We start from the raw sequence: 26,778 nt of genomic DNA on the forward strand, positions 1-26,778 counted from the left end.
AAAGAAGGTGGGTTATGAAAATATACGAAAAGGCGCCGGCCAAAATCAATTTGCTGCTGGACGTGCTCCACAAACGGGACGACGGCTACCACGAGGTCGAGATGGTGATGACGATGGTCGACCTGGCGGACCGTCTGGAAATGCAGGAGCTTCCGCGCGATACGATCATTATATCGAGCCAAGCCGGCTACATCCCGCTGGACGAGAAAAACTTGGCGTTTCAGGCCGCGAAGCTGATCAAAGAACGGTACGACGTCGCAAGCGGCGTCTATATTCATTTGGATAAACGGATTCCGGTCGCCGCCGGTCTCGCCGGCGGGAGCAGCGACGCGGCCGCCGCCCTGCGCGGGCTGAATCGGCTGTGGAAGCTGAACATTCCGACGGAGGAGCTGCAGAAGCTGGGCGCCGAGCTGGGGTCCGACGTGCCGTTCTGCGTGACGGGAGGTACGGCCGTCGCCAGAGGGCGGGGAGAGGTGCTGGAGCCCATCGAGGGTCCCCCCCAATGCTGGGTCATTTTGGCGAAGCCGCCGATCCACGTCTCGACGCAGGAAATATACGGCCGTCTGAACGTCGGAGCGATCGAACGCCATCCGTCGACGGCCGACATGCTGCGGGCGATCCGGGAGAAGCGGTTCGCCGACATGTGCGGTGCGATGGGCAACGTGCTGGAGGATATTACGATCCGGCATTATCCGGAAGTGCGCCAGATCAAAGAATGCATGCTCCGGCTCGGGGCGGACGGCGCCATGATGTCGGGAAGCGGGCCGACCGTGTTCGGCCTCGTGCAGAAGCAATCGAAGCTTGCGCGCATTTATAACGGCTTGCGCGGATTTTGCAAAGACGTGTACGCGGTCCGGCTTCTTCCGTAAGCGGTTGCGAAAACCCGGATGAAAATGATATATTTTCTGTATATTATTCGGAATTTTTGCGGTTGTGGGGGGAGAGGCGCGTGAAAAAGCTAAAACGTAGTGCCCGATTGGTGGAAATGACGCAATATTTGTTGTTTCGCCCCCATTCGCTCATACCGCTGACCGTATTCGCGGAACGGTACGCATCCGCCAAATCGTCGATCAGCGAAGATTTGGCTATCATCAAGGAAGTGTTCGAGGAAGAGGGGCTCGGCGAGCTTCATACGCTCGCCGGCGCCGCCGGCGGCGTGAAGTTCACGCCGCGCATATCGAAGAGCGCGTCGCTCGGCATATTGGAAGACATCCGGAAGCAGCTCGAGCAGCCCGACCGGGTGCTGCCGGGCGGTTATTTATACATGAGCGACATGCTCGGCCAGCCGAATCTCGTCAACGAGGTCGGACGCATGTTCGCCACCGCATTCGCGAACAAGCCGCTGGACGTCGTCATGACCGTGGAGACGAAAGGCATCCCGATCGCGTATGCGACGGCTTCGTTCCTGAACTTGCCCGTCGTCATCGTGCGGCGCGACAATCGCGTCACCGAAGGGTCGGCCGTGAGCATCAACTACGTCTCCGGCTCCACCAAACGGATCTCGACGATGTCGCTCGGACGCCGCGCGCTGAGGGAGCAATCGAACGTGCTGATCATCGACGACTTCATGCGGGCCGGCGGAACGATCCAAGGCATGATCGATCTGCTGCGCGAGTTTCACGCCACGGTGCAAGGCGTCGGCGTATTCGTCGAGTCGGCCGAGGTGGACGAGCATCTGATCGAGGATTACGTCTCGATCGCCAAGCTGACGAGCGTCGATCCGAAGACGAAGCAAATCTCCGTGCTGCCGGGGACGTATTTCGCGTAATGACTTGCCTACAACGACCATTAAACCTACGCATCCCCGCAGCCGGACTGCGGGGAAGGACAAGGAGAATCGGATCATGACCATTCAAATCGTATCGACCAACCAAGCGCCGGCCGCAATCGGCCCGTACTCGCAAGCGGTAACGTTCGGCAACCTCATCTTCACCTCCGGGCAAATTCCGCTCGATGCGCAAGGCCAAATCGTGGAGGGCGGCATCGAAGAGCAGACGCACCAAGTATTCCGTAACTTGTCCGCCGTGCTGGAAGCGGCCGGCGCCACCTTCGCCGACGTCGTAAAAGCGACCGTCTTCATCAAGGACATGAACCAGTTCGCGGCGGTCAATCAAATCTACGCTTCGTACTTCGGCGACCATAAGCCGGCACGCTCTACCGTCGAGGTAGCCCGCTTGCCGAGAGACGTTCTTGTCGAAATTGAATTGATCGCGACGAAAACTGTCGAAAAAGTTTAAATAGCAAATAAATTTAAAAAAAATCCGAACTTTTCGGCAAAATCTAGGAGGAGTTTGCTTAAAAATGTGGAAGTATAAACCAAGTCTTGCTAAGTGAAAAAGGTGGTGAACACAAGTGCAGATTACTGATGTGCGTCTTCGCCGGGTGAACTCCGAGGGAAGAATGAAAGCGATTGCTTCCATTACGATTGACAACGAATTTGTCGTTCACGACATTCGCGTCATCGACGGAAACAATGGCATGTTCGTGGCGATGCCGAGCAAGCGGACTCCGGACGGAGAATTTCGGGATATTGCTCATCCGATTTCTTCCACGACTCGCGAAAAGATTCAAGCCGCTGTTTTGGCCGAATACGATCGGGTTTCCAGCGAGGAAGAAGTAATCGAAGAAGGAGCATGAGATAATAAAAATGCGAAAGAGGGCCTAGGTCGGGCTCTCTTTTCTTTTGGCGGAAATTGCGATATATTCGATTAGGGCAACGACGCTTGCGGTACGAGCAAGCTTTTCGCGAACGTTTTGGGGGGAGGGTGAACCGAATGCGGGTCTTGGGGGTAGTGTTGGCCGCAGGGCAAGGCAAACGGATGAAATCGAAGCTGTACAAGGTGCTGCATCCGGTATGCGGCAAGCCGATGGTGGGCCATGTGCTGGACGTGCTCGACGCGGTGCGGGCGGACCGGAAAGTCGTCATCGTCGGTCACGGCGCGGAAGCGGTCCAATCGTATGTCGGAGACCGGGCCGAATTCGCGCTCCAGGCGGAGCAGCTCGGCACGGGCCATGCCGTATTGATGGCGGCGCCGATGCTCGAGGGCGAGGACGGCATTACGGTCGTCATCTGCGGCGATACGCCGCTTATCCGGCCCGAATCGATCGAGGCGATGATTCGGCTGCACCGGGAGCAAGGCGCTGCGGCGACGCTCATGAGCGCCAAGCTGGAGTCGCCGCAAGGCTACGGACGCATCATCCGCAACGGGCAAGGGCATGTCGAGAAGATCGTGGAGCAAAAAGACTGCACGCCCGAACAGGACGCGATCGACGAAATCAATGCGGGCACGTACGTCTTCGACAATCGGAAGCTGTTCGCCGCTTTGTCGCAAGTGACGAACGACAACGCCCAGAACGAATATTATTTTACCGACGTAATCGGCATATTGCGGGGGCAAGGGGAGAAGGTGCTCGGCTACTGCACGACCGATGCTTCCGAATGGATCGGCGTCAACGACCGGATCGCCTTGTCGGAGGCGGAAAAATATATGCGCCAGCGGATTAACCGCGAACATATGGCGAACGGCGTCACGTTTATCGATCCGGCGGCCACGTACATCGAAAAGGACGTGCGGATCGGGGCCGATACGGTGCTGTATCCGGGCTCGTCGCTGCGCGGCCGGACGGTTGTCGGTGCGGACTGCGTCATCGGACCGGGCTGCGACATTACGGATTCGACGATCGGGGACGGGGTTCAGATCAAGCAATCGGTGCTGGCCGAAGCCGAGGTCGGCGACGGAACGACCGTAGGGCCCTTCGCCTATCTGCGCCCGGGAGCGAAGCTGGAAGCGAACGTGAAGATCGGCGATTTCGTCGAGATCAAGAACGCGACGATCGGCGAAGGCTCGAAGGTGTCGCATCTGAGCTATGTCGGCGACGCCAGCGTCGGCCGGAACGTGAACGTCGGCTGCGGCGCAATTACGGTCAATTACGACGGGTACAACAAGCACAAGACGGTGATCGGCGACGATGCGTTCGTCGGCAGCAACGTGAACCTGATCGCTCCGATTACGATCGGACAAGGCGCTTATGTCGTAGCGGGCTCGACGGTTACGCAGGACGTGCCGGACAACGACGTCGCGATCGCCCGCGAGCGTCAAACGAACAAGGGGCCGGGCTACGCCGAGAAGCTGCGCAGCCGGTTCAAGGCGGCCAAGGAAAACAAGTCGAAGACGTGACGTTTCGAACCTTCTCCAGATGGGTAAGTTAGAGAAGACATCCATTTTGGTCAGGAGGTATTCGAATGGACACGTTGTTAAAGGCGGAAATCCGCAGCGATCGCGTCACCAAATCCGACTTGAAGCAGATGAGGGACCACGGCAAGGTGCCTGCCGTCGTATACGGCAAAAAGGTGCCGAGCACCCCGATCGTCATCGACGAGAAGCAGTTGGCGGCGGTTCTGCGCCGCAATCCGCACTCCATAATCGAGATGGATATCCCCGAGGTCGGCAAACATCCGGTCATGATCAGCGGCATGCAGCGCGACAGCATCCAGCGCCATCTGCTTCATATCGATTTTCATCAGATCAATATGGACGAACCGGTCCGGACGACCGTCGCCCTCGAATTTACCGGGGAATCGCCGGCGCAGAAGGAAGGCGGCGTCTTGACGGCGGTCCTGCACGAGGTCGAGGTGCGCTGTCTGCCGAACCATCTGCCGACCGCGATCGCCGTCGACATCAGCGGGCTGCAGCTCGGCGAAAGCTTCTTGGCGAAAGATTTGCGGCTACCGCCGGAAATCGAGCTGAAGACCGACGAGAACGCCGTGCTTGCCACGATACTCGTGCCGCAGAAGGCTTCGGAGGAAGCGGAAGCGATGGCCGAAGAGGCGAATGCCGACAACGCAGGGAAGGCCGTCGAGCCGGCTGCGGAAACCGCGGACCAGAGCTGACCCGCCGAGGCGGCAGACGAAAGGGTTACGATCCGGACGGAATCGTAACCCTCTTTGCATGTTCTGTTATCATAAGATTGCGGATCGTCAATAACCCGGCCTGGAAACGAATGTATATAAATTCCGGTTGTAGTACGTGCTGTTTACTTTGATGAACGATTGCGTGACGCGTTCGACGTATCCGATATCACGGTGATGCTGATCCAAGTAAATTTGCACCGGAACTTCATGTTCGATATGATCTTGAAAATGACGGTCTTCCGAAATTTTATCGCCGTTCGAATACATACATCCACCCTCGCTTTAATCGGATTTGCTAACATAGACAATCAGGCAGGGCATTTCGTTGCATGAAGGAAATGATTTTTTTCGGAGAGGAATCGGTGAGACGAACATGAAATGGATCGTCGGTCTCGGCAACCCCGGAGCCGCTTACCGCAACAACCGCCACAACGTAGGCTTTATGGTGCTGGATCGCGCCGCCGAACGCTGGGGAATAACGATCGGCCAAAACAAGTTCAAGGCCCAAATCGGGGAAGGGCACGTCAAGGGGCAAAAGGTGTACTTGATCAAGCCGATGACGTACATGAACTTGTCGGGCGAATCGATGCGGGCGTTCATGGACTTTTACAAGGTGCCGCTCGAAGACTGCGTCGTCGTTTACGACGATCTCGATACGCCGTTCGGTCAAATCCGGCTGCGGTACCAGGGCAGCGCCGGCGGCCACAACGGCATCAAGTCGATCATCCAGCACATGGGAACGCAGACGTTCGACCGGATTCGCGTAGGGGTATCGCGTCCGGCGCCGGGCTTCAATATCGCGGATTACGTGCTGGCGGACTTTACGAAGGAAGAAGCGAAGACGCTGCCCGATATCGTGGAGAAGTCGGTGGACGCGCTCGAGTTCGCGCTGGAGCACGATTTCAATAAGACGATGGCCAAATTCAACGCATGATCGGGGCCGAGACCGGGGGCCGAGCCGAAATCCGTTCCGTTCGAACGCTTAATTTTACGCGAATGTGTTCATACTAGAACTTGAACGCCGTATAGCGAACGCGAATCGCATACGACCTTCAGGGGAGGTATACATATGACCGTAAAGTATGTTTGTCGGCATTGTTCCACGGCATTGGGCGAGATCGACAATCCGCAGGTGAACGAGCTTCAGCTCGGATTCCATTTCTTGACCCCCGAGGAACGCAGCGATATAATTACGTATAACCAGAGCGGCGACGTCGTCGTCAAGCTGACGTGCGACTATTGCCGGAAAGCGCTTGACGAGCACCCGGAATTGACTCTGGTCGAGAGCCCGCTTCAATAATCGGCGGATCGGCCGGGACTGGTTATTTACCGAAACCCCGATCGACGGATGCGACAAGGCCTAGGCACCTTCGCCAAGGCTTTCTTTTTGGTTTGCTCGCATAAAGGAGTGTTTACTTTTGCAATCATTGATCCGTGCCTTTTCCGAGGATCGCGACTTCCTCTCGATCGCCGCGGGCGTCGAATCCGGCATGCGGGAGCAGCTCGTATCCGGGTTGGCCGGCTCCTCGCGGCAAGTGTTCGTCGCGGCGCTCGCCCAGAAGCTGAACCGTCCCGTTTTTTTGGTGACGCACAATATGTTCTCCGCACAGAAGATGACGGAGGATTTGCTCGAATGTTTGCCGGAGGATCAGGTGCTGCTGTATCCCGCCAACGAGCTGATGGTAACGGAAGCGGCCGTGGCCAGCCCCGAGACGATGGCGCAGCGCATCGACGCGCTTACCCGTCTCGCGGACGGCTTCCGGGGCGTCGCTGTCGTTCCGTTCGCCGGCGTACGCAAGCTGCTTCCCCCGGCCGCCGTTTTCCGCGAGGCCAAGTTCCCGATTCGCGTGGGCGATACCGTCGATCTGGACGGCGTGCTGCAGCGCATGGTGGAGCTCGGCTACGAGCGGGTGGAACGGGTCGAGGCGAAAGGCCAGATGAGCGTGCGCGGCGGCATTCTCGACTTTTTCCCGCTGACGTCCGAGACGGCGTACCGGGTCGAGCTGTTCGACGTTGAGGTCGATTCGATCCGCAGCTTCGACGTGGCGGACCAGCGTTCGGTCGACAAGCTTTCGTCCGTTGTCGTGACGCCGTGCCAGGAGCTCATCGCCGAAAGAAAACGCTTCCAAAACGCTACCCAGCACGCCTTCGATTTGCTGCAGGAGCAGCTGGCCAGAATGACCGACCGCCACGTCAAGGATCGGCTGAAGGAAGAGATCGGCCACGAAATCGAGCGGATGCGCGAGCATCAGTTTTTCGCCGGCCTGTACAAGTATGTCGGGCTGCTCTACCCGGAGCGCCAGACGCTTATGGACTACATCCCGAAGGACGCGGTGCTGATCGTCGACGAGCCGAGCCGTCTTCTCGAGACGTCCAAGCAGCTTGAGCGCGACGAAGCGGAATGGATGACGAGCCTGCTCGGGGAGGGCAAGTCGCTGCCCGGCCTCGCATTGTCCAAAAGCTATGAATCCACTTTGCACCGGACGGCGTTTCCGACGCTGTACGTCTCTTTGTTTTTGCGCCAGGTACCGCAGACGCAGCCGCAAAACATCGTCAACTTCATGTGCCGCGCGATGCAAAATTTTCACGGCCAAATGAACGTGCTCAAATCCGAGATGGAGCGATGGAAAAAGACGGGCGCCCGCGTCATCGTGCTGGCGAACGGCGAGGAGCGGGTCGAGCGCGTCCGGCGCGTCTTGGCGGACTACGAGATCGAGGAGCCGGCGATCGTGAACGGCAATTTGCAGGCCGGCTTCGAGCTGCCGTCGATTCATCTCGTCGTCATTACCGAAGGCGAAATGTTTACGCAAAAAAACCGAAAAGTACGCAAAATCGATAAAAAAATCGATAACGCGGAACGGATCAAAAGCTACAGCGAGCTGAAGGTCGGCGACTACGTCGTCCACGTCAACCACGGCATCGGCAAATACGTCGGCATCGGCACGCTCGAGGTCGGCGGCATTCATAAAGACTACATGCATATCATGTACGCCGGCGGCGACAAGCTGTCTGTGCCGATCGACCAGATCGACCTGATCCAAAAATATGTAGGCTCCGAAGAGAAGGAGCCGAAAGTGTATAAGCTCGGCGGTGCGGAATGGACGCGGGTCAAGAGCAAGGTGCGGAGCTCCGTCCAGGACATCGCCGACGACCTGGTCAAGCTGTATGCGGAGCGGCAGACGACGAAAGGATACGCGTTCAACAAGGATACGTCGTATCAGCAGGAGTTCGAGGCGATGTTCCCTTACGACGAGACGCCGGACCAGCTTCGCGCGATCGAAGAGATCAAGAAGGATATGGAGAAGCCGCAGCCGATGGACCGGCTGCTGTGCGGCGACGTCGGCTACGGCAAGACGGAGGTGGCTGTCCGGGCCGCCTTCAAGGCGGCGATCGACAACAAGCAGGTCGCCGTGCTCGTCCCGACGACCATCCTGGCGCAGCAGCATTACGAGACGTTCCGCGAACGGTTCGCCGATTATCCGATCAACATCCAGGTGCTGAGCCGCTTCCGCTCGCAGAAGGAGCAGAAGGAGACGATCAAAGGCGTCAAGCAGGGCACCGTCGACATCGTCATCGGGACGCACCGGCTGCTGTCGTCGGATATGGTGTTCAAGGATCTCGGTCTGCTGATCGTCGACGAGGAACAGCGGTTCGGCGTGTCGCACAAGGAGAAGCTGAAGCGGCTGAAGACGAACGTCGACGTGCTGACGCTGACCGCGACGCCGATTCCGCGGACGCTGCATATGTCGATGCTCGGCGTCCGGGACTTGTCGGTTATCGAGACGCCGCCGGAAAACCGGTTTCCCGTTCAGACGTACGTGGTCGAGCACAGCAATGCGCTCGTCCGCGAAGCGATCGAACGGGAGCTCGCGCGCAACGGGCAAGTGTACTATTTGTACAACCGGGTGCAGGGCATCAACCAGATGGCCGAGCAAATTTCGTTCCTCGTGCCGGACGCGAAGGTCGGCGTCGCCCACGGGCAAATGTCCGAGCAGGAGCTCGAACGGACGATTCTCGACTTCCTGGACGGCGAGTACGACGTCCTCGTCAGCACGAGCATTATCGAGACGGGCGTGGACATCCCGAACGTCAATACGCTGATCGTCCACGACGCGGACAAGATGGGCCTGTCCCAGCTGTACCAGCTTCGCGGGCGGGTCGGGCGGTCGAACCGGATCGCCTACGCGTACTTCACGTACCAGCGGGACAAGGTGCTGACCGAGGTGGCCGAGAAGCGGCTGCAGGCGATCAAGGAGTTCACGGAGCTCGGCTCCGGGTTCAAGATCGCGATGCGCGACTTGGCCATCCGCGGAGCGGGCAACCTGCTCGGCGCCGAGCAGCACGGCTTCATCGCGTCGGTCGGCTTCGATCTGTACTCGCAGATGCTGGCCGAGGAGATCGCGAAGCGCAAGGCCGAGATCCACGGCGAGGAGCCGGAACCGGCCGCTGCATCCGGCACGCAGATCGATCTGACGCTCGACGCCTATTTACCGTCCGACTATATTTATGATAGTATGCAAAAGATCGAGATTTACAAAAAAGTGGCGAATATCAAGACGCTCGACGAAGCGAAAGATTTGTACGAGGAAATCGAGGACCGGTTCGGCAACCTGCCTCCGGCGGTGTTGAACCTGCTTGCGGTAGCCCGGCTGAAGGTATATGGCGCCGCCTACTCCATCGAGTCGATTTCCCAAAAGGGAGAGGATATTCAGCTCACCATTCATCCGCGCGAAAACGGCAATTTGGACGGTCAACGGCTGCATGCCATTTCCTCTCAATTCGAAGGCCGGATCAAGCTCGTACCGGGACCGCAAATCGTCATCCAAATGAAATGCAAGGGCTTGAAGCCAGAAGCCTCCATCGAAATGCTGGAGCGGTTTTTGGTACAATACAAAGAGGCTTTGAAATCGAAAGGAGAGTTGCGCCATGTTGCCAATTAACCGCAGCAAAACCGCCCGTCGGGCATCCGCGGCCATCGCGGCGTTCGTCGTGGCGTCCGTGATCGTGACCGGATGCGGAAAAGATAAAAACAATGCGGGAGCGGCGACCGATACGTCCAATCCGGACGTCGTCGCCACGTACAAAGAGGGAGGACAAGTGACGCGCGGGGAATACGACAAGTTCGTCGGCGCGATCAAGTTTTTTAACCCGATGTACGCCCAATTCGAGACGGACCCTTCGTTCCAGGAGCATATGGTGAAGCAGCTGATCGCCTTCAAGGTGCTCGGCGCCAAAGCGGACGAGCCCTCCAAGAAGGACGCCGAGACGAAGGCGACCGAGCAGGTCGATCAGATCAAGCAATACTTCGAGCAACAGGGCGGAGACAAAAACGCGCTCGATACCCAGCTGAAAACCGTCAACATTACGCAAGACGACTTGAAAAATTACGTTCGTCAAAGCCTCGTCGTGCTGAACGATGCGGAGAAGAAAGTGACGGACGATCAGGTGAAGGCGAAATACGACGAGAACGCGAAGGCGAACGCGTATACGATCGCGACCGTGAGCCACATTCTCGTCTCGCTGAAGGATGAAAACCAGGAGAAAGAGATCCGCACGAAAGAAGAAGCGTTGGCCCGCGCCAAGGAAGTGAAGCAGAAGCTGGACGCCGGCGGCGACTTCGCCGAGCTGGCGAAGCAATATTCCGACGACGGCGGCTCCAAAAATAACGGCGGCAAGTACGAGAACGCCGAGGTGGGCCAGTGGCTGGAAGGCTTCAAAAAGGCGGCGATCGAGCTGCCGATCGGCCAGATCAGCGAACCGGTCGAAACCGAGTACGGCTACCACATCATGAAAGTCGAGGCGCGCAAGACGAAGACGCTGGACGAAGTGAAGGACCAGATCAAGTCCGAGCAGGCCGAAGCGCAAGTGATGGATTTCATCGATAAAGAATTGCCCGGTCTCATCGAGAAAATCGATACGGCCAAGCTGCCTCAACCGGCGCCGGCGCCTGCGACGCCGAATACGGGGACGGGCACGGGCACGACGACGCCTGCGCCGTCCGGTACCGATCAACAGCAGCCGGCCCAGCAACAGCCGGCCACGACAACGAAATAATCGCGAGGACGCCCGACATCCGGGCGTCTTTTCGTTTGCTTCGCCCTTCCTTCCCCTCCTGCATAAGAAATTGGGAGCAGTAACATACTAATGGCAGACATTAAAAGAAAGAAAACCTTCCCTGTAACGCCCCCGTCAGGCGTTTCAACGGCCAGCGGCAGGCGGCGGTTTTTCTTGGTCCGGAAAGCGGCGGTTCGTGCCCATGAGCGAATCCGGCTTTTCTGAAACGTTCCAACCGATACTTCAGCATACAGCATCACCATCCAGTCGTATCTAAAACTTCATTGGAAAGTGAGGCAACCAGAATCATGAAAGCAACTGGAATTGTTCGTCGGATCGATGATTTGGGCAGGGTCGTCATACCGAAAGAAATTCGTCGCACATTGCGGATTCGCGAAGGCGATCCGCTCGAAATATTCGTCGATCGCGACGGCGAAGTGATTTTGAAAAAATATTCTCCCATCGGGGAGCTCGGGGACTTCGCCAAAGAATATGCCGAATCGCTGTACGAAAGCACGAACCACATTACGATGATTTCCGACCGGGATACCGTTATCGCCGTCGCCGGAGGGTCGAAGAAGGAATATTTGGAGAAGCCGATCGGCCCGATCGTGGAAACCTGCATGGAGAACCGCAAGGCGACCGTCGAGACGAATGCGGGGCAATACGAAATTTGCAAAGATTTGAGCGAAACGTACAGCGCGTACGTCATCGCCCCGATCGTGGCGGGCGGCGACCCGATCGGCTCGGTTATTTTGGTCAGCAAGGACGAAACCGTCAAGATGGGACAGATGGAGCAAAAGATGGCGGAAACCGCCGCCGCTTTTCTGGCCAAGCAAATGGAGCAATAACGATTCGGACGGTGCTACCGGCTTCCCGGCGACGCTTCGCAAGCTCGCCGGCGAAGCTTTTTTCGCGTCGATGCGGTATAATGGAGCAAAACGCGTCCGTGGAGGAGAGCGCCATGCCTGGCCATACGAAAGGTTCGCCGGGGCCGGGGAAAGCGATCGCGAAAGGCGCCCTCGTGCTCGGCGCGGCCGCCGTCGTCTCCAAGCTGCTCGGCACGCTGCAGAAAATACCGCTGCAGAATGTGGCCGGCGACAACGTCTTCGGCATCTATAACGCGGTGTATCCGCTCTATATTTTGATTATGTTCGTCGCGACGGCCGGGTTTCCGATCGCCGTCTCCCGATTCGTCGCCGAGGAGCGGGCAAACGGTCGTCCCGACGGGGCGCTGGGTGTGCTGAGGATGGCGTTGGCGCTGTCCGTGGGCACCGGTCTCGTCTGCTTCGGCCTGCTCTACTTCGGAGCCGGGACGATCGCCTCGTGGATCGGCAACCGGCAAACGGAGGCGGCGCTGCGCAGCGTGTCGTTCGCGCTGCTGTTCGTCCCCGTGATGGCGTCGCTGCGGGGCTACTTTCAGGGGCTCGGCGACATGATCCCGACCGGGGTCTCGCAGGTGGCGGAGCAATTCGCTCGCGTGGCGGTCATGGTGGCGCTGCTCGTGGCGCTCGTCCGGGCGGGGGCGTCCGACGCGTCGATCGCGGCGGGCGCGACGTTCGGCTCGGCCGCGGGCGCCTTCGCCGGCCTGCTCGTCATGGCCGGCTACTGGGCCGCGCATCGCCGCCGCAGCGGCGGACGGCCCTCCGCAGCGGCCGACGCGGGAGCGTCCCGGCGCGCGAATCGCGGCGTCGGCTACCGGGCGTTCATCGGCTACGCGCTGCCGATCTGCCTCGGCTCGATCGTCCTGCCGATGCTGACGCTGGCCGATACGTTCACGATGCCGAGGCTGCTCGTACGCTCGGGGCTGGACGAGGCGGGAGCGATGACGCAGTTCGGCCTGTACAACCACGGCTTGCCGCTCGTACAGCTGGTGGCGATGGTTGCGTCGTCGATGTCGGTCGCGCTCGTCCCCGCCCTGTCGCACGCGCGAGCGACAGGGACGCTCGCGAGCGTCCGCCGAAGCGCGGAGGCGTCGCTCCGCATCGCCTGGCTGATCGGCTTGGCGGCGTCGGCGGGGATGGCCGTGGCGGCGATTCCGCTCAACGTCATGTTTTTCGCCAGCCCGGCGGGATATGAAGCGATGACGATACTCGCCTTCACCGCCGTCTTCAGCGTCGTCCAGATCGTGACGAGCGCGCTGCTGCAAGGGCTCGGGGCGGAGCGGGCGACGGCGGTCCATCTGCTCGTCGCGGCCGCGGTCAAGGTGGGGCTGAACCTCCTGCTCATGCCGCTGTGGGGCATCGAAGGGGCGGCGGTCGCCGCCGTAGCCGCCTACGCCGCAGCCGCCGGGCTGAACGTCGTCCGGCTTCGCCGCTACGGCTTCGCGCGGCTCGGCTGGCGCGAATACGGCGTCAAGCCGGCCGTCTGCACGCTCGCGATGGCGGCCGTGGCCGCGGCCGTCCTGTTCGCGGCCGATCGGCTGGCGATCGTCGTCGCCCCGGACATGCCGTACCGGCTGCGGCAGACGATCGCCGCACTGCTCGCCGTGGCCGCCGGCGCGCTCGCCTTCGCCCTTCTGCTGTTCCGCGCCGGCCTCGTCCGCGCCGAGGAGCTGGCCGCCGTGCCGAAGCTGGGCGCCAAGCTGCTGCCGCCTTTGCGCAAATGGCGCATTTTACCCCATCAAGGAGGAACGACATGCCCTCAACCCTTACCGTCGTCGGACTCGGCTCCGGAGACGAAAACCAACTGACGCTCGGCGTCTGGAACCGGCTGCGGGAAGCCGGCACCGTCTACGCACGCACCGAAAACCATCCGGTCGTCGACTATTTGAAGCGAAACGGCGTTTCCGTCCGTTCGTTCGATCACCTGTACGAAGCGCACGGAACGTTCGGTGGCGTATACGCCGCCATCGTGGACGAGCTGCTTCGCCTCGCGCGCGAAAGCGAATCACCGATTGTGTATGCCGTACCGGGTCATCCGATGGTGGCGGAATCGACGACGAAGCTGCTGCGCGAACGGTGTTCGCAGGAAGGGCTCGAGCTGTCCGTCGTCGGAGGAGAAAGCTTCCTCGACCAAGCGTTCGCCCGATTCGGGTTCGACCCGATCGAAGGCGTGGCGCTGTTCGACGCCACCGATCTCCCGGCGGCCGGAGCCGGGCTGGAGCCGAGAAGGCACGCGCTGATCGCGCAAGTGTACGATACGCATACGGCGTCCGACGCGAAGCTGTTCCTGATGAACGTCTATCCCGACGATTACGAAGTCGTCGTCGGCCACGAGCTCGGCGTAGCCGCTCGGGAGCGGATCGTGCGCGTGCCGTTGTACGAGCTCGACCGGTTGGACGGCTACGGCAACTTGTCGCTTGTCTGGGTGCCGAGCACGACGGACGACGCGGTTCGCAACCGCACGTTCGAGCGGCTTCGCGAGATCGTCGACATTTTGCGCAGCCCGGAAGGCTGTCCGTGGGACCGGGAGCAGACGCACGCCAGCATCCGCAAAAACTTGATCGAGGAAACGTACGAAGTGCTGGAGACGATCGACGACGACGATCCGGACGCGATGTGCGAGGAGCTCGGCGATTTGCTGCTGCAAATCATGCTGCACAGCCAGATGGAGGCGGAGACGGGCGCGTTCGACGTACACGACGTCATCGCCGGCTTGAACGAGAAGCTCGTCCGCCGACATCCGCACGTGTTCGGGGAGCGGGGGGCGGAAGACGCCGACGAAGCGCTGCGCAACTGGAACGCGGTGAAAGCCGACGAGAAGCGAAGCAAAGGCGTCGATCCGGAGAAGCAGTCCGTGCTGGCCGGCGTCCCCCGCGATTTGCCGGGGCTCATGAAAGCGTACAAGCTGCAGAAGAAGGCGGCGCAGGTCGGCTTCGACTGGGAGCGGCAGGACGAGGTGTTCGCCAAAATCGAGGAGGAGCTGGCCGAGCTTCGCGAGGCGGGCGAAGACGAGCGGATGGACGAGCTCGGCGATTTGTTGTTTGCTGTTGTCAATTTGGCTCGATTTATGAAGATTGATCCCGAAGAAGCGATCGCTTCGACAAACCGGAAATTCGTCGAACGGTTCGCTCATATCGAGAACCGGCTTCGCGAGCAGGGGAAATCGTTCGAGCAAGCGGGCTTGTCGGAGATGGAGCTTTTGTGGCAGGAAGCAAAAAAACTTTCGAAAAATGCGAGATCGTAGAAGGATTTTCCTTGCTGACAAAGAATACATACTACCGTACAGGCTAAAAGCCCGGCGAACCCAGCTTTCGACAGAAAGCTTCAAGCCAACCATTTTAGGAGGAATCAAACGATGAACAAGACAGATCTCGTAAACAACATCGCTGCTAAAAGCGGATTGTCCAAAAAGGATGTCGAATCCGTATTGAACGGTTTCTTGGGTGAAGTAACGGACGCTTTGTCCGCTGGCGGCAAAGTACAATTGATCGGCTTCGGCACGTTCGAAACCCGCACGCGCTCCGGCCGCACGGGCCGCAACCCGCAAACGGGCCAAGAAATCAAAATCCCGGCTTCCAAGGTTCCCGCTTTCAAAGCCGGCAACAAGCTTAAAGAAGCCGTAAAATAATGCGTCTCGACAAGTTTCTGAAAGTATCCAGATTGATCAAGCGGCGTACGGTCGCGAAGGACGTATCCGACCAGGGCCGAATCTGGATCAACGGAAGGGAAGCGAAGGCGAGCAGCACCGTGAAGCCGGGAGACGAGCTCGTCATCCGGTTCGGTCAGAAGAGCGTCACCGTACGCGTCGAGCGGATCGCCGAAACGACCCGGAAGGAAGAAGCGAATCAGATGTATACGATTCTTAAAGAAGAGACGCATTCGGAATAGTCCGGGTGCGCGAGATCGGCCGATGCGGCCGGTCTTTTTTTGTTTCGTTCGAACGGGTTCTAAAACGGACGGCCCTCCCATAATCTAGTCGTAGAGGGAGGGGTACATGCCATGATCGATCCGGTCAAAACGAAACGTCAGGAAGTGAAGATGCTCAACCGCAAGCTGCTCGAGCTGTCGGGGGTGCTTAACGTCGAAAGCTTCGACAGCGAGGAGTTTTTGCTCGAGACGGAGTGCGGGTTCCTGGCCATCAAGGGACAAAATTTACATATCAAAAACTTGAACCTCGAGCAGGGGCTTGTGGCGATCGAAGGGCTGGTGCACGGCCTGACGTATTTGGATGCGAACGCGAACGAGAAATCGAAAAGCTTCTTAGGGAAGTTGTTCAAGTGAGTCTCCACGTCCAGTTTCTCACGTTGTCGGTAATGGCGGGCAGCGGCGCGTTCATGGGAGCGCTTTTCGACGTCTATCGCGTCTTGTCCGGACAGCTGCGGCCCCCCCGTTGGCTCGTTCCGCTGCTCGACGCCGTCTACTGGATCGCCGCGACTCTCTTCGTCTTCCGCGCCCTGCTCTACAGCAACTACGGACAAGTCCGCCTGTACGTATTCATCGGACTGGCTCTCGGCGTCTGGCTGTACTTCCGCATCGCGAGCAAGCTGACGATCCGGCTCGTCCACCTCGTTATCCGCATCGTTCTGGCGCTGATCCGGTTCGGGCGCCGTACGATCGAGGTGGCGGTCATCAAGCCGATCGTGCTGCTGTACCGGCTCGTGATCGTCCTCTTCGGATTTTTGGCGGCGTTCTCTGTATTCCTTTTCAAAATTGTGCTACAATTGCTTTATCCGTTCCGGTTATTGGGACGAGCGCTCTGGAAGCCGCTGCGGAAGCGGGTGAAGGCGCCGAACTGGTGGATACGATTCACCGGCTTTTGCGTCCGGTCGGTACAAGCCGTCCGGAAGTGGTTCGGCCGAAACGGATAAAACATCGAGCGGGAGGATACGGGTAAGCCATGCGGGAAGCCAGTACGACCGGGACACCGGAAACATCGAATAGAGGCGCCAGACGCCGTGTTCGGCTGCTCGCATTCGCGATGGTCGGCTTCTTGACTTGGGCGGCTCTCATCCTGTGGAATCAGCAAGGGCGTCTCGGCGTCAAAGCGGCTCAAGTGGAAGAGCTCGAGCAGAAGCGGATCGAGACGATCCAATCGAACGAGAATTACAAGAAAGAGATCGAGCGCTTGAACGACCCGGAATATATTTTGCAAAAGATCAGGAAAGAATACCATTACTCCAGACCCGGGGAAACGTTGTTCTATACCCCGAAATCACCGTAAGCCCACGGCCCATATTGACCTTCATGCGACCGATCTTGTATAATCTCCATATCCGATCTTCATATCGCCTGCCTGTTGGTGCACATTTTTGCGTCCGAACCGTCGCAAAAGTGGCCATAATTGCGTATGGATAGGTATAAGAGATTATTTTCAACATATTCTAGGGAGGAACGTTTTATTCATGGCAATTGAAGTGGGCACCAAGTTGGAAGGCAAGGTGACAGGCATTACTCATTTCGGGGCATTCGTGGAACTGTCTGCAGGCGTAACCGGCCTTGTTCACATTTCCGAAATTGCCGACAACTACGTTAAGGACGTCAACGACCATCTCAAGCTCGAAGACAAAGTGTTGGTAAAGGTCATTAACGTAGACAAGGACGGCAAAATCGGCCTGTCCATTCGCCAAGCCGTCGACAAGCCTCCCGGCGAGCAACGCCCGGAACGTCCGGAACGCAGCTTCAATCGGGATCGCGACGACCGGGGCCGGAATGATCGCGGCGGTCGCCCCTTTAAACCTGCAGCCAATCGAATGACGTTCGAGGACAAGATGTCGCGTTTTTTGAAGGACAGCGAGGAACGGATCTCCTCTTTGAAAAAAAACACAGAAGGCAAGCGGGGCGGAAGAGGCGCGCGCCGGGTATAACCGGAACGGTCGGCCCGCACCGAATCCGTATGGAAAAGCGTTACGCCGATCGTCCGTCAGGACGTCGGCGTTTTTGGTTTAGCCGGCAAGCGTCGCCCCTGGGTACAAGCGGCATTTGACAAACGGGGCGATCTTGTATATACTAACATATTGTTATGGCGGCGTAGCTCAGCTGGCTAGAGCGTACGGTTCATACCCGTGAGGTCGGGGGTTCGATCCCCTTCGCCGCTATCGATGATCAACGAACAAAAGCTCCGACACGTTCCGGCGTGCGCGGGGCTTTTTTCGTATTTTGCCGGGCGGCATGTATGCTTTTGTCGGACAAGCCCGCAACGGTTGCGAATCGACACTGTTTTACCCGTTCGGCGGACGAATCGGCGGGCGCCGCCCCGAATAATAGACAAGAGAAGCGCCGGGGACGTTTTCAGAAAACGGTCGGATCACAGACGGGCCAACGGCTCGAAGCGAACGCGCGGGTCGGCCGTTTTTGTCGGAAAATTATTCGGCTCTATCAACTCATTGTGACAAACTTTATACTAGATTGTTTTTATAATAGGGAACACGAAACGATTCAAGGTGGTGTTCCTCTTTTATGCAAAAATGGAATGTGCTCAACCTGAAATCTTCGCCGCTGGGCGGCGTGATGCAGAGGGCGAAAGCCGGCGGCAAACGGACGCTGATGGAAAACCGGTTCGTCCAGTCGGTGATCGCCAAGAAGTGGGCGTTTCTGCTCGTAGCCATGGCCTTTTTGCTCGGAAGGGCGATGATTCTGGAGCAGCTGGCGCCGTTCGCGATCGCGTACTTCGCCGTCGTCTACTTCGTGCGCAAAGATTTGACGCGCTGGGTCGGCTTGGCGCTCGTCGTCGGCAGCTTGTTCGCCTTCGAATTGAAGACGGGGTACATCGTGACGGAGATGATCGTCTTCCTCCTGGTTCAGAAAGGGCTGGAGAAGTACGAGCATTCGGAGCTGTCGTACGCGCCGCTGATCGTATTCGCTTCCGCGTTCTCGGTTCAACTGTTCGGGTACATCGTCGCCTCCGATTTGACCTGGTATACGCTCATGCTGACGGCCGTCGAAGCCGCGCTCAGCTTCGTGCTGACGCTCATCTTCATCCAGGCGATTCCGGTGTTTACGCTGACGCGCAAAAATTATCACCTCAAGAACGAAGAAATCATTTGCCTCATTATATTGCTCGCCTCGGTCATGACCGGCACCGTCGGGTGGGTCATCCAATCGGTATCGGTGGAGCATGTGCTGTCGCGGTATCTGATCTTGCTGTTCGCCTTGGTCGGAGGCGCACCGATGGGCGCTTCGGTCGGGGTTATCACCGGGTTGATCCTGAGCCTGGCCAATGTGAACGCCATTTACCAGATGAGTCTCCTCGCCTTCTCGGGCATGCTGGCCGGGCTGCTGAAGGAAGCGAACCGGATGGCCGTGGCGTTCGGCATGCTGCTCGGCTCGTCGATTTTGTCCATCTATATCGGCAGCCAGACGGAAGTGATGAGCTCGACGTGGGAATCGGTCGCCGCGGTGATCCTGTTCATGCTGACGCCGCGCGGGGTCATTCAGACGATCGCGAAGTACGTGCCGGGCACGCAGGAAAATTTGAAGTCGCAGCACGACTATGCGAAGCGGGTGCGGGATATAACGGCCGGTCGCGTCGAACAGTTCTCGGAGGTGTTCCGCCAGCTCTCCCGCAGCTTCAAACAGCTGACGCACGTGGATGAGACGGAGGCGAAGGAGCAGGAGGTCGGCCACTTTATGAACTCGGTCGCCCAGAAGACGTGCGCCACGTGCTGGAAGCGCAAGCAATGCTGGGACGATAAATTTTATCAAACTTACAAATATATGACGGACATGATGAGCGAAATCGACGCCCGCGAGACGATCGGGAAGAAGGACATCCCGTCGGAATGGCGCCAGGTTTGCGTTCGCACCGATCAGGTGCTGGACGTCATGAAGCGGGAGTATGCGTTGTACAAGCACGATTTGCATTGGAAACGGCAAATTCACGAGAGCCGCCAGCTCGTGGCGGAGCAGCTGACGGGCGTCTCGCAGGTGATGGAGGATTTGGCGAAGGAGATCAAGCGGGAGGGCCACGAGCTGTTCCTGCAGGAGGAGCAAATCCGCGGCGCGCTCGAAGACCTCGGGCTGTCGATCCACAGCATCGATATCGTCAGCCTGGAGGAAGGCAACGTCGAGATCGAAATCATCCACCAATATACGAAAGGGTTCGACGAGTGCCGCAAAATTATCGCTCCGCTCCTGTCCGACATCCTGGGCGAAAATATCGCGGTACGCAGCGAGGAAATATCGAGCCGGGGCGACGGCTACGCGACCGTGCTGTTCTGCTCCGCGAAGGAGTTTGAGGTCGAGACAGGCGTCGCCGGGGCGGCCAAAGGCGGCGATCTGCTGTCGGGCGACAGCTTCAGCACGGTCGAGCTCGGCAACGGCAAGTTCGCGGTGGCGATCAGCGACGGGATGGGGAACGGGGAGCGGGCGCGGGCCGAGAGCAGCGCGGCGCTGTCCATCCTGCAGCAGCTGCTGCAGTCGGGTATGGACGAGAAGCTCGCGATCAAGTCGGTCAATTCGGTGCTTATGCTCCGCTCGTCCGACGAGATGTTCGCGACGGTCGACGTCGCGCTGATCGACCTGTACAGCGCGAAGACGACGTTTATGAAAATCGGCTCGACGCCAAGCTACATTAAGCGAGGCTCGGAAGTGATCCAAATTTCGGCGAACAATTTGCCGATCGGCATTATCCAGGATATCGACGTCGATCTCGTCGCGATGCAGCTGCTGCCGGGCGACGTTCTGATCATGATGACCGACGGCATCTTCGATGCGCCGGGTCCGGCCGTCAACAAGGAGCTGTGGATGAAGCGGATCATCCAAGGCATCGATGCGGAGGAGCCGCAATCGTTCGCGGATTGCTTATTGGAGACGATCGTGCGGTATCATCAGGGCGAAATTATGGACGATATGACCGTCGTCGTCGCCCGAATCGAGAAGTACAAGCCGGAATGGGCCACGTTCCGCTGGCCGGGTCTCGCCCGGGTGGAACGGCCGAAGACGGTCAGCTGATTTCGTTTTCCCCTCAAGCTTCCCGCATCGGGAAGCTTTTTTTTCGCCGTCATTCGGTTTCCCGACGATTTCCCGCTCGACGCGGGTATTGGGCTCTATCTTCGCGGAAATACTAGATTATAGAATAGAGTGCGCGAAGAGGAGAGGGATGCCGAATGAAACAAATTTTGCTCATTACCGACGGCTGCTCCAACGTCGGACTGAGCCCGGTCGTGGCGGCGGCGCATGCCCGGCGGGAAGGGATCGTCGTCAACGTCGTCGGCGTCGTGGACGACGGCGAGCTGGGCGAGCGGGGGGCGACGGAGATCGCCGAGATCGCGCGGGCCGGCGGGGGGATGAGCCGGATCGTTGCGCCGGGCGCCCTGACCGAAACGGTCCAGATGATGACGCGGAAGACGGTCGTGCAAACGATTCAGCAGGCGGTGCAGCACGAGCTTCGCCAGCTGATCGGGCCGACGGCCGCGCTTGAAAAGCTGTCGCCGGACCGGAGGGGACCGGTCGTGCGGGTCATCGACGAGCTGAGCGAGACGGCGCCGCTTCGAGTCGCCCTGCTGATCGATACGAGCGCCAGCATGCGGCCGAAGCTGCGCGCGGTCGGGGAGGCGTGCCGCGATTTGCTGGCAAGCTTGCGGGCGCGCAAAGGGAAGAGCGAGATGTCCGTGCTTCATTTCCCCGGAAATACGGAAGCGGACGTGCTGGCGGGGTGGACGTCCGATCTTGCAAAAGCGGGTGATTTGTTCTATAAATTAAACATGAAGGGGACAACGCCCACGGGACCCGCCATTATGAAGGCGGCCGGGCATGTGCTGGGCACCGCGATGCCGGAGGAAGCGACGGAAGCTCCCGGCGCATGGCGGGATACCGGCCGAACCTCCAGGACGAGCAGCGGGGATGGGATTTGGAGTGACTACATCGTCTAAGGCGGTTTTGACCGAGGGGCTTGTCGTGACCGGCAAGTGGAACAAACGGTCGTATCGGATCGAAAGGCTTCTCGGAGAAGGAGCGAACGGCAAAGTGTTTCTCGTCCAATCGGGCAAACAATCGTATGCGCTGAAGTTCGGCTTCGATGCGCTCGATCTGCAGATGGAAGTGAACGTTCTGCGCGAGTTGGACAAGAAGTCGCCGAGCCCGTTTTTGCGCGATGCGGACGACGTCGAGCTGAACGGCTCCGTTTATCCGTTCTACGTCATGACCTACGTCCGGGGGGCGACTCCGGAGCATTATATAAGGAAGAACGGCTCCGATTGGTTTTTCCTGATCGGGCTGAATCTGCTGCGCAAGCTTCATGCGCTGCACCGGCAAGGCTACGTATTCGGCGATTTGAAGACGGATAACGTGCTTGTTTCCGGGTACGGAGAAGTGGAGCTGGTCGATTACGGCGGCGTCACCGCGAAAGGCCGTTCGGTCAAGCAGTTTACGGAGCTGTACGATCGAGGATATTGGAACGCGGGAGAAAGGCGTGCGGACGACGGATACGACTTGTTCGGGTTCGCGATTGTTTGTCTTCAGCTGAGCGGAATGGGGAAAAAGCTTCAGGAGCTGGCGAAGACGCTTCCCCAAAACCGCGGGCCGGACGAGCTGCTGAAGCTGATCGGCGAAAGCCCGAGCTGCCGGGCGGTGGCCGACGTGCTCAAGAAGGCGATCGCCGGGCGATACGCGGATTCGGCCGAGGCCGTCGCCGAATGGAAGCGGGCGATGGAGAAGCACGGGGCTGCCGGCTATCCGCGGCCGGTCGTGTCGGCGCTCTGGATCAAGACCGCTTTTGTCGCGTCGATCGGGCTGTTCGCATCAACGCTTTACTTGTATTTGATAAAAGGGTAACCCCTATCCGAACGTGCGCATGCCAAGAAAGGTGTCGGGCTATGGAACTGCTGAAACGAGTGGAAAAGACGATTCGGGACGAGCGTCTCGTACAAGCGGGAGACCGGATCGTCGTGGCGGTTTCGGGCGGGCCCGATTCGATGGCGCTGCTGCACGTTCTTTTTTCATTGCGGGAGCGATTGCGGATCGGGCTTGTCGCCGCTCACGTCAATCACCGGTTCCGCGGAGCCGAGTCGGACCGCGAGGCGGATATCGTAGCCGCCTTCGCCGAGGAGCTGGGCGTACCTTGCGAAATGGCGTCGATCGACGTCCCGGACTATATCGCACGGACGGGAATGAACCCGCAGGCGGCCGCCAGGGAGAAGCGGTACGCCTTTTTGCGCGAAGCCGCCGGCCGCCACGGCGCGAAGAAGATCGCACTGGCGCATCACGCCGACGATCAGGCGGAGACGGTGCTGATGCGGCTGCTGCGCGGATCCGGCCCTTCGGGCCTTGCCGGCATGCCGATCGTTCGGGCCGAAAAAAATTTGGAACTAATTCGTCCTTTGTTACGTATATACAAATCGGAGATCGAATGCCATTGCGCCGACTACGGGCTGCCCGTATGCCGGGACAGCAGCAACGAGAGCCGCAAATATTTCCGCAACGAAATCAGGCTCGACGTCATTCCGTTTCTGCGTCAATACAGCGACAGGCTGCCGGAATCGCTGAACCGGCTTGCGGAAATCGCCAGAGCGGAGGACGAGTGGATGGAGGCGGAGACGCGCCGAACGTTCGCGGAGATCGTCTCGGTCCGGCATGCCGGAGACGGAACGGAATGCGTCTTGGAATCCGCTTCGTTTGCCGTTCTTCCCATTGCTTTACAAAGGCGTTTGATTAAACTAATATTAAATTATGTTTTTTCGGAAGCCGACTTGTCCGACTTCGCTCGTATCGAATCGGCACGCTCGGTGATCGTCCGGGAACGGAGGGAAGCGCTGACGCTCGATTTGCACGACAAGGTCAAGCTCGTCCGCGAATACGGCACCGTCCGGTTCGTGCAAGCGTTACCCGATCCCGAGCCGTACGCCTACGCCATTACGCGGCCCGACGCCCGGCTTCGCCTTCCCGAGGCGGGCTTGACGCTCGAATGCTCGCTGCTCGAAACGGACGGGGCGTCGGCGGCGCGACTGCTCGCGGACCGGAACGGAAGCCGCGACGAAGCTTACTTCGATTACGACCGGGTGCCGTACCCGCTGTCCGTCCGCAGCCGGCAGCCCGGAGACCGCATGAATCCGTTCGGTTTAAAGGGGACGAAAAAAGTAAAAGATATGTTCGTTGACGAAAAACTGCCGCCTGCGGCAAGACAACGCATCCCTCTCGTACTGGATGCGGCGGGCCGCATCCTGTGGATTCCGGGGGTGCGCCGATCCGCCCATGCACCCGTATCCGAAACGACAACACGGGTATTGGCCATGAAGGTCCGCTCCTTCGAAGGATAAGCATGTTCCTCGCGGAGAATGCGGAAGTTCATGCTTTCATAGTATAAAGTAGGAGGGTCCATGGTTGCTTAACGACATTCAGAACGTTCTGTTCAGCGAAGAGCAGATCCAGCACAAGGTAGCGGAGCTCGGGGAGACGATCAGCCGCGATTACGAAGGCCGCAACCCGCTCGTCATCTGCGTGCTGAAGGGCGCATTCGTCTTTATGGCGGATTTGGTCAAACGGATTACGATTCCGCTCGAAATCGATTTTATGGCGGTTTCCAGCTACGGACAATCGACGAAATCGTCCGGCGTAGTCAAAATTATCAAAGATTTGGACGTGTCGGTGGAAGGGCGCAACGTGCTGATCGTCGAGGATATCATCGACAGCGGGCTGACGCTCAGCTACTTGATCGACGTGCTGGAGCGGCGCAACGCCTTGTCCGTGTCGATCGTAACGCTGTTCGACAAGCCGTCCGGAAGATCGGTCGAGCTGGAGCCGGATTACAAAGGGTTTACGCTGCCCGACGAGTTTATCGTAGGGTACGGGCTGGACTACGCGGAGAAGTACCGCAATTTGCCGTTCATCGGCATCTTGAAGCCGGAGATTTATACGAAGCCGTAGGCCGCATGCGCGTAATATTGAGATGGTAAGACGTGCTGTGGTACAATAAGTTACGCGTGTCGCCCGAGAGGAGGTAGGGGATGAATCGGATCATCCGCAATACCGGTTTTTATTTGCTCATATTTTTAGTTACGGTCGGGATCGTACATTTCATCAGCAGCCAAAATGATACGAAGCAGACCATTACGTACACGAAATTCCGCGAGGAATTGAAAAATAACAACATCGAAGAAGTAGAGGTTAAATTTGACGGCTATACATATCTGATCCGGGGGAAATTGAAGCAATCCGGCACAGACAAGCTGCTCTTTGAAACCCATGCTCCTTTCGATCCGCGCGTTATCGAGCTGCTCGAGCAAAGCAACATTACGAAGGAAGTCCACCAGAAGATGGATGGGGACAACGTTTGGATCACGTTCCTGACGTCGATCATTCCGTTCGTCATCATCTTCATCCTGTTCTTCTTCCTGCTCAACCAAGCGCAAGGCGGCGGCGGCAAGGTGATGAACTTCGGCAAGAGCCGCGCCCGCCTATATAATGAAGAAAAGAAACGGGTCACGTTCGACGACGTGGCCGGTGCCGACGAGGAGAAGCAGGAGCTTGTCGAGGTCGTCGAGTTCCTGAAAGATCCGCGGAAGTTCGCCGCGCTCGGCGCCCGTATTCCGAAGGGCGTGCTGCTCGTAGGCCCTCCGGGTACCGGTAAGACGCTGCTCGCCAGAGCGGTCGCCGGCGAAGCGGGCGTGCCGTTCTTCAGCATCAGCGGCTCGGACTTCGTCGAGATGTTCGTCGGGGTCGGCGCGTCTCGCGTACGCGACCTGTTCGAGAACGCGAAGAAAAATTCGCCGTGTATCATCTTCATCGACGAGATCGACGCGGTCGGCCGCCAGCGCGGCGCCGGCTTGGGCGGCGGTCACGACGAGCGCGAGCAGACGCTCAACCAGTTGCTCGTCGAGATGGACGGCTTCGGTGCCAACGAGGGCATCATTATCGTGGCCGCTACGAACCGGGCGGACATTTTGGACCCCGCGCTGCTTCGTCCGGGACGTTTCGACCGGCAAATTACGGTAGACCGTCCGGACGTCAAAGGCCGCGAGGCCGTTTTGAAAGTGCATTCCCGCAACAAGCCGTTGAACAAAGACGTCAAGCTCGACTCGCTCGCGCGGTATACGACGGGCTTCAGCGGAGCCGATCTGGAAAACTTGCTGAACGAAGCCGCCTTGATCGCGGCGCGACGCAGCCGCAAAGATATTTCCATGGAAGAAGTGGAAGAAGCGTTCGACCGCGTCATCGTCGGCGTGCAGAAGAAAAGCCGCGTCATCAGCGAGCGCGAGAAGCGTACGATCGCGTATCACGAAGCGGGCCATGCGATTATCGGGTATTACGAGCGCCATGCGGACGTCGTGCATAAAGTAACGATCATCCCGCGCGGACGCGCCGGCGGGTACGTGCTCAGCATTCCGAAGGAAGGCGAGGACCGCTTGCTTGCGACCAAATCCGAGCTGCTCGACCGGATTACCGGCCTGCTCGGCGGACGCGTCGCCGAGGAGCTGTTCATCGGCGAAATCGGTACGGGCGCCTACGACGATTTCAAAAAAGCGACGTCGCTTGCGCGCAGCATGATCGTCGAATACGGGATGAGCGAGAAGCTCGGGCCGATGCAATTCGGCAATTCCCAAGGCCAAGTGTTCCTCGGCCGGGATATCGGCCACGATCAGAACTACAGCGACGCGATCGCTTACGAGATCGACAAGGAAATGCAGCACATTATCCGATCCTGCTACGAGCGGGCGAAGGAAATTTTGCAGAAGCATACCGAGCAGGTGCATCTCGTCGCGAACGCTTTGCTCCAGCGCGAGACGTTGGACAAAGATCAAATTATCGAGCTGCTCGAAAAAGGCGCGATTTCCGATCCTTCCGCCGACAGTGCGCCGTCCGCGAAGGAAGACGAGCCGAAGGTCAACATTCATACGCAATCCGAATCGTTGAACGCGTCCAAGCTCGATTTTGACAAAGAGAAAAAAGACGACAAGAAGGACGAATAAGATCGTCCTTCCGTCGAAGGAGCCGGTT

General features: G+C 58.6%; 25 protein-coding genes and 1 tRNA gene. All 26 read left to right on the plus strand.

The window, feature by feature from the left end:
* Positions 1–14: 14 nt before the first annotated feature.
* The 26 genes from ispE (at position 15) to ftsH (ending at position 26,750) form a co-directional block, all read left to right on the plus strand.
* Positions 15–869 (plus strand): 4-(cytidine 5'-diphospho)-2-C-methyl-D-erythritol kinase, encoded by an 855-nt coding sequence (ispE, locus tag DLM86_RS30230; protein WP_110843783.1) that lies wholly within the window; start codon positions 15–17, stop codon positions 867–869.
* 80 nt (positions 870–949) lie between these two features.
* Entirely contained in the window at positions 950–1,768 is an 819-nt protein-coding gene (gene purR / locus DLM86_RS30235) for a pur operon repressor (RefSeq protein WP_110843784.1), read from the plus strand.
* Between the two features lie 76 nt (positions 1,769–1,844).
* Complete coding sequence (locus DLM86_RS30240; protein WP_110843785.1) at positions 1,845–2,237, plus strand: RidA family protein; 393 nt, start codon at positions 1,845–1,847, stop codon at positions 2,235–2,237.
* Positions 2,238–2,352: 115 nt separating this feature from the next.
* The gene (spoVG, locus tag DLM86_RS30245) at positions 2,353–2,637 is read left to right on the plus strand and encodes a septation regulator SpoVG (RefSeq protein WP_110843786.1); all 285 of its coding nucleotides are present in this window, start codon (positions 2,353–2,355) and stop codon (positions 2,635–2,637) included.
* A gap of 137 nt (positions 2,638–2,774) precedes the next feature.
* Positions 2,775–4,178, plus strand: a complete 1,404-nt coding sequence (gene glmU / locus DLM86_RS30250; protein WP_110843787.1) for a bifunctional UDP-N-acetylglucosamine diphosphorylase/glucosamine-1-phosphate N-acetyltransferase GlmU — start codon at positions 2,775–2,777, stop codon at positions 4,176–4,178.
* 65 nt (positions 4,179–4,243) lie between these two features.
* Positions 4,244–4,891: a 50S ribosomal protein L25 gene (locus tag DLM86_RS30255; RefSeq protein ID WP_110843788.1), complete on the plus strand. Its 648-nt coding sequence runs from the start codon at positions 4,244–4,246 to the stop codon at positions 4,889–4,891.
* A gap of 394 nt (positions 4,892–5,285) precedes the next feature.
* Positions 5,286–5,846: an aminoacyl-tRNA hydrolase gene (gene pth, locus DLM86_RS30265; RefSeq protein ID WP_110843790.1), complete on the plus strand. Its 561-nt coding sequence runs from the start codon at positions 5,286–5,288 to the stop codon at positions 5,844–5,846.
* 135 nt (positions 5,847–5,981) lie between these two features.
* Positions 5,982–6,212, plus strand: a complete 231-nt coding sequence (gene fin / locus DLM86_RS30270; protein WP_110843791.1) for an anti-sigma-F factor Fin — start codon at positions 5,982–5,984, stop codon at positions 6,210–6,212.
* Positions 6,213–6,330: 118 nt separating this feature from the next.
* The gene (gene mfd, locus DLM86_RS30275; protein ID WP_110843792.1) at positions 6,331–9,852 is read left to right on the plus strand and encodes a transcription-repair coupling factor; all 3,522 of its coding nucleotides are present in this window, start codon (positions 6,331–6,333) and stop codon (positions 9,850–9,852) included.
* Positions 9,839–10,966 carry a peptidylprolyl isomerase gene (locus DLM86_RS30280; RefSeq protein WP_110843793.1) on the plus strand — a complete coding sequence of 376 codons (1,128 nt, stop codon included), beginning with the start codon at positions 9,839–9,841 and terminating at the stop codon, positions 10,964–10,966. Before mfd ends, DLM86_RS30280 begins: the two co-directional genes overlap by 14 nt.
* A 308-nt stretch (positions 10,967–11,274) precedes the next feature.
* Positions 11,275–11,817 carry a stage V sporulation protein T gene (spoVT, locus tag DLM86_RS30285; RefSeq protein ID WP_110843794.1) on the plus strand — a complete coding sequence of 181 codons (543 nt, stop codon included), beginning with the start codon at positions 11,275–11,277 and terminating at the stop codon, positions 11,815–11,817.
* A gap of 113 nt (positions 11,818–11,930) precedes the next feature.
* A complete protein-coding gene (locus tag DLM86_RS30290; protein WP_110843795.1) occupies positions 11,931–13,658 on the plus strand; it encodes a putative polysaccharide biosynthesis protein in 1,728 nt (575 codons plus the stop codon).
* The gene (yabN, locus tag DLM86_RS30295; protein ID WP_110843796.1) at positions 13,604–15,094 is read left to right on the plus strand and encodes a bifunctional methyltransferase/pyrophosphohydrolase YabN; all 1,491 of its coding nucleotides are present in this window, start codon (positions 13,604–13,606) and stop codon (positions 15,092–15,094) included. Before DLM86_RS30290 ends, yabN begins: the two co-directional genes overlap by 55 nt.
* 24 nt (positions 15,095–15,118) lie before the next feature.
* Positions 15,119–15,478, plus strand: a complete 360-nt coding sequence (locus DLM86_RS30300) for an HU family DNA-binding protein (RefSeq protein WP_425454006.1) — start codon at positions 15,119–15,121, stop codon at positions 15,476–15,478.
* The gene (locus DLM86_RS30305; protein ID WP_110843798.1) at positions 15,478–15,738 is read left to right on the plus strand and encodes an RNA-binding S4 domain-containing protein; all 261 of its coding nucleotides are present in this window, start codon (positions 15,478–15,480) and stop codon (positions 15,736–15,738) included. Before DLM86_RS30300 ends, DLM86_RS30305 begins: the two co-directional genes overlap by 1 nt.
* Before the next feature lie 111 nt (positions 15,739–15,849).
* The gene (yabP, locus tag DLM86_RS30310; RefSeq protein ID WP_110843799.1) at positions 15,850–16,131 is read left to right on the plus strand and encodes a sporulation protein YabP; all 282 of its coding nucleotides are present in this window, start codon (positions 15,850–15,852) and stop codon (positions 16,129–16,131) included.
* Positions 16,128–16,718, plus strand: coding sequence for a spore cortex biosynthesis protein YabQ (yabQ, locus tag DLM86_RS30315; protein WP_110843800.1), 591 nt, complete (start codon positions 16,128–16,130; stop codon positions 16,716–16,718). The genes yabP and yabQ overlap by 4 nt, the downstream gene beginning before the upstream one ends.
* A gap of 29 nt (positions 16,719–16,747) precedes the next feature.
* Positions 16,748–17,071: an FtsB family cell division protein gene (locus tag DLM86_RS30320; RefSeq protein ID WP_110843801.1), complete on the plus strand. Its 324-nt coding sequence runs from the start codon at positions 16,748–16,750 to the stop codon at positions 17,069–17,071.
* Positions 17,072–17,252: 181 nt separating this feature from the next.
* The gene (locus DLM86_RS30325) at positions 17,253–17,714 is read left to right on the plus strand and encodes a S1 domain-containing RNA-binding protein (RefSeq protein ID WP_110843802.1); all 462 of its coding nucleotides are present in this window, start codon (positions 17,253–17,255) and stop codon (positions 17,712–17,714) included.
* Between the two features lie 157 nt (positions 17,715–17,871).
* A tRNA-Met gene (locus DLM86_RS30330) sits at positions 17,872–17,945 on the plus strand.
* 361 nt (positions 17,946–18,306) lie between these two features.
* The gene (gene spoIIE / locus DLM86_RS30335) at positions 18,307–20,799 is read left to right on the plus strand and encodes a stage II sporulation protein E (protein WP_110843803.1); all 2,493 of its coding nucleotides are present in this window, start codon (positions 18,307–18,309) and stop codon (positions 20,797–20,799) included.
* A 155-nt stretch (positions 20,800–20,954) separates the two neighbouring features.
* Positions 20,955–21,719, plus strand: coding sequence for a vWA domain-containing protein (locus DLM86_RS30340; protein ID WP_110843804.1), 765 nt, complete (start codon positions 20,955–20,957; stop codon positions 21,717–21,719).
* Positions 21,703–22,620 carry a protein kinase domain-containing protein gene (locus DLM86_RS30345; RefSeq protein ID WP_245955037.1) on the plus strand — a complete coding sequence of 306 codons (918 nt, stop codon included), beginning with the start codon at positions 21,703–21,705 and terminating at the stop codon, positions 22,618–22,620. The genes DLM86_RS30340 and DLM86_RS30345 overlap by 17 nt, the downstream gene beginning before the upstream one ends.
* A gap of 41 nt (positions 22,621–22,661) precedes the next feature.
* Entirely contained in the window at positions 22,662–24,101 is a 1,440-nt protein-coding gene (gene tilS / locus DLM86_RS30350) for a tRNA lysidine(34) synthetase TilS (RefSeq protein WP_110843806.1), read from the plus strand.
* A 64-nt stretch (positions 24,102–24,165) separates the two neighbouring features.
* Positions 24,166–24,708: a hypoxanthine phosphoribosyltransferase gene (gene hpt, locus DLM86_RS30355; RefSeq protein WP_110843807.1), complete on the plus strand. Its 543-nt coding sequence runs from the start codon at positions 24,166–24,168 to the stop codon at positions 24,706–24,708.
* 80 nt (positions 24,709–24,788) lie between these two features.
* Positions 24,789–26,750, plus strand: a complete 1,962-nt coding sequence (gene ftsH, locus DLM86_RS30360) for an ATP-dependent zinc metalloprotease FtsH (RefSeq protein WP_110843808.1) — start codon at positions 24,789–24,791, stop codon at positions 26,748–26,750.
* Positions 26,751–26,778 lie beyond the last annotated feature (28 nt).

Origin of the sequence: Paenibacillus flagellatus, from assembly GCF_003217775.1 — a bacterium.
GTDB lineage: Bacteria > Bacillota > Bacilli > Paenibacillales > NBRC-103111 > Paenibacillus_AB > Paenibacillus_AB flagellatus.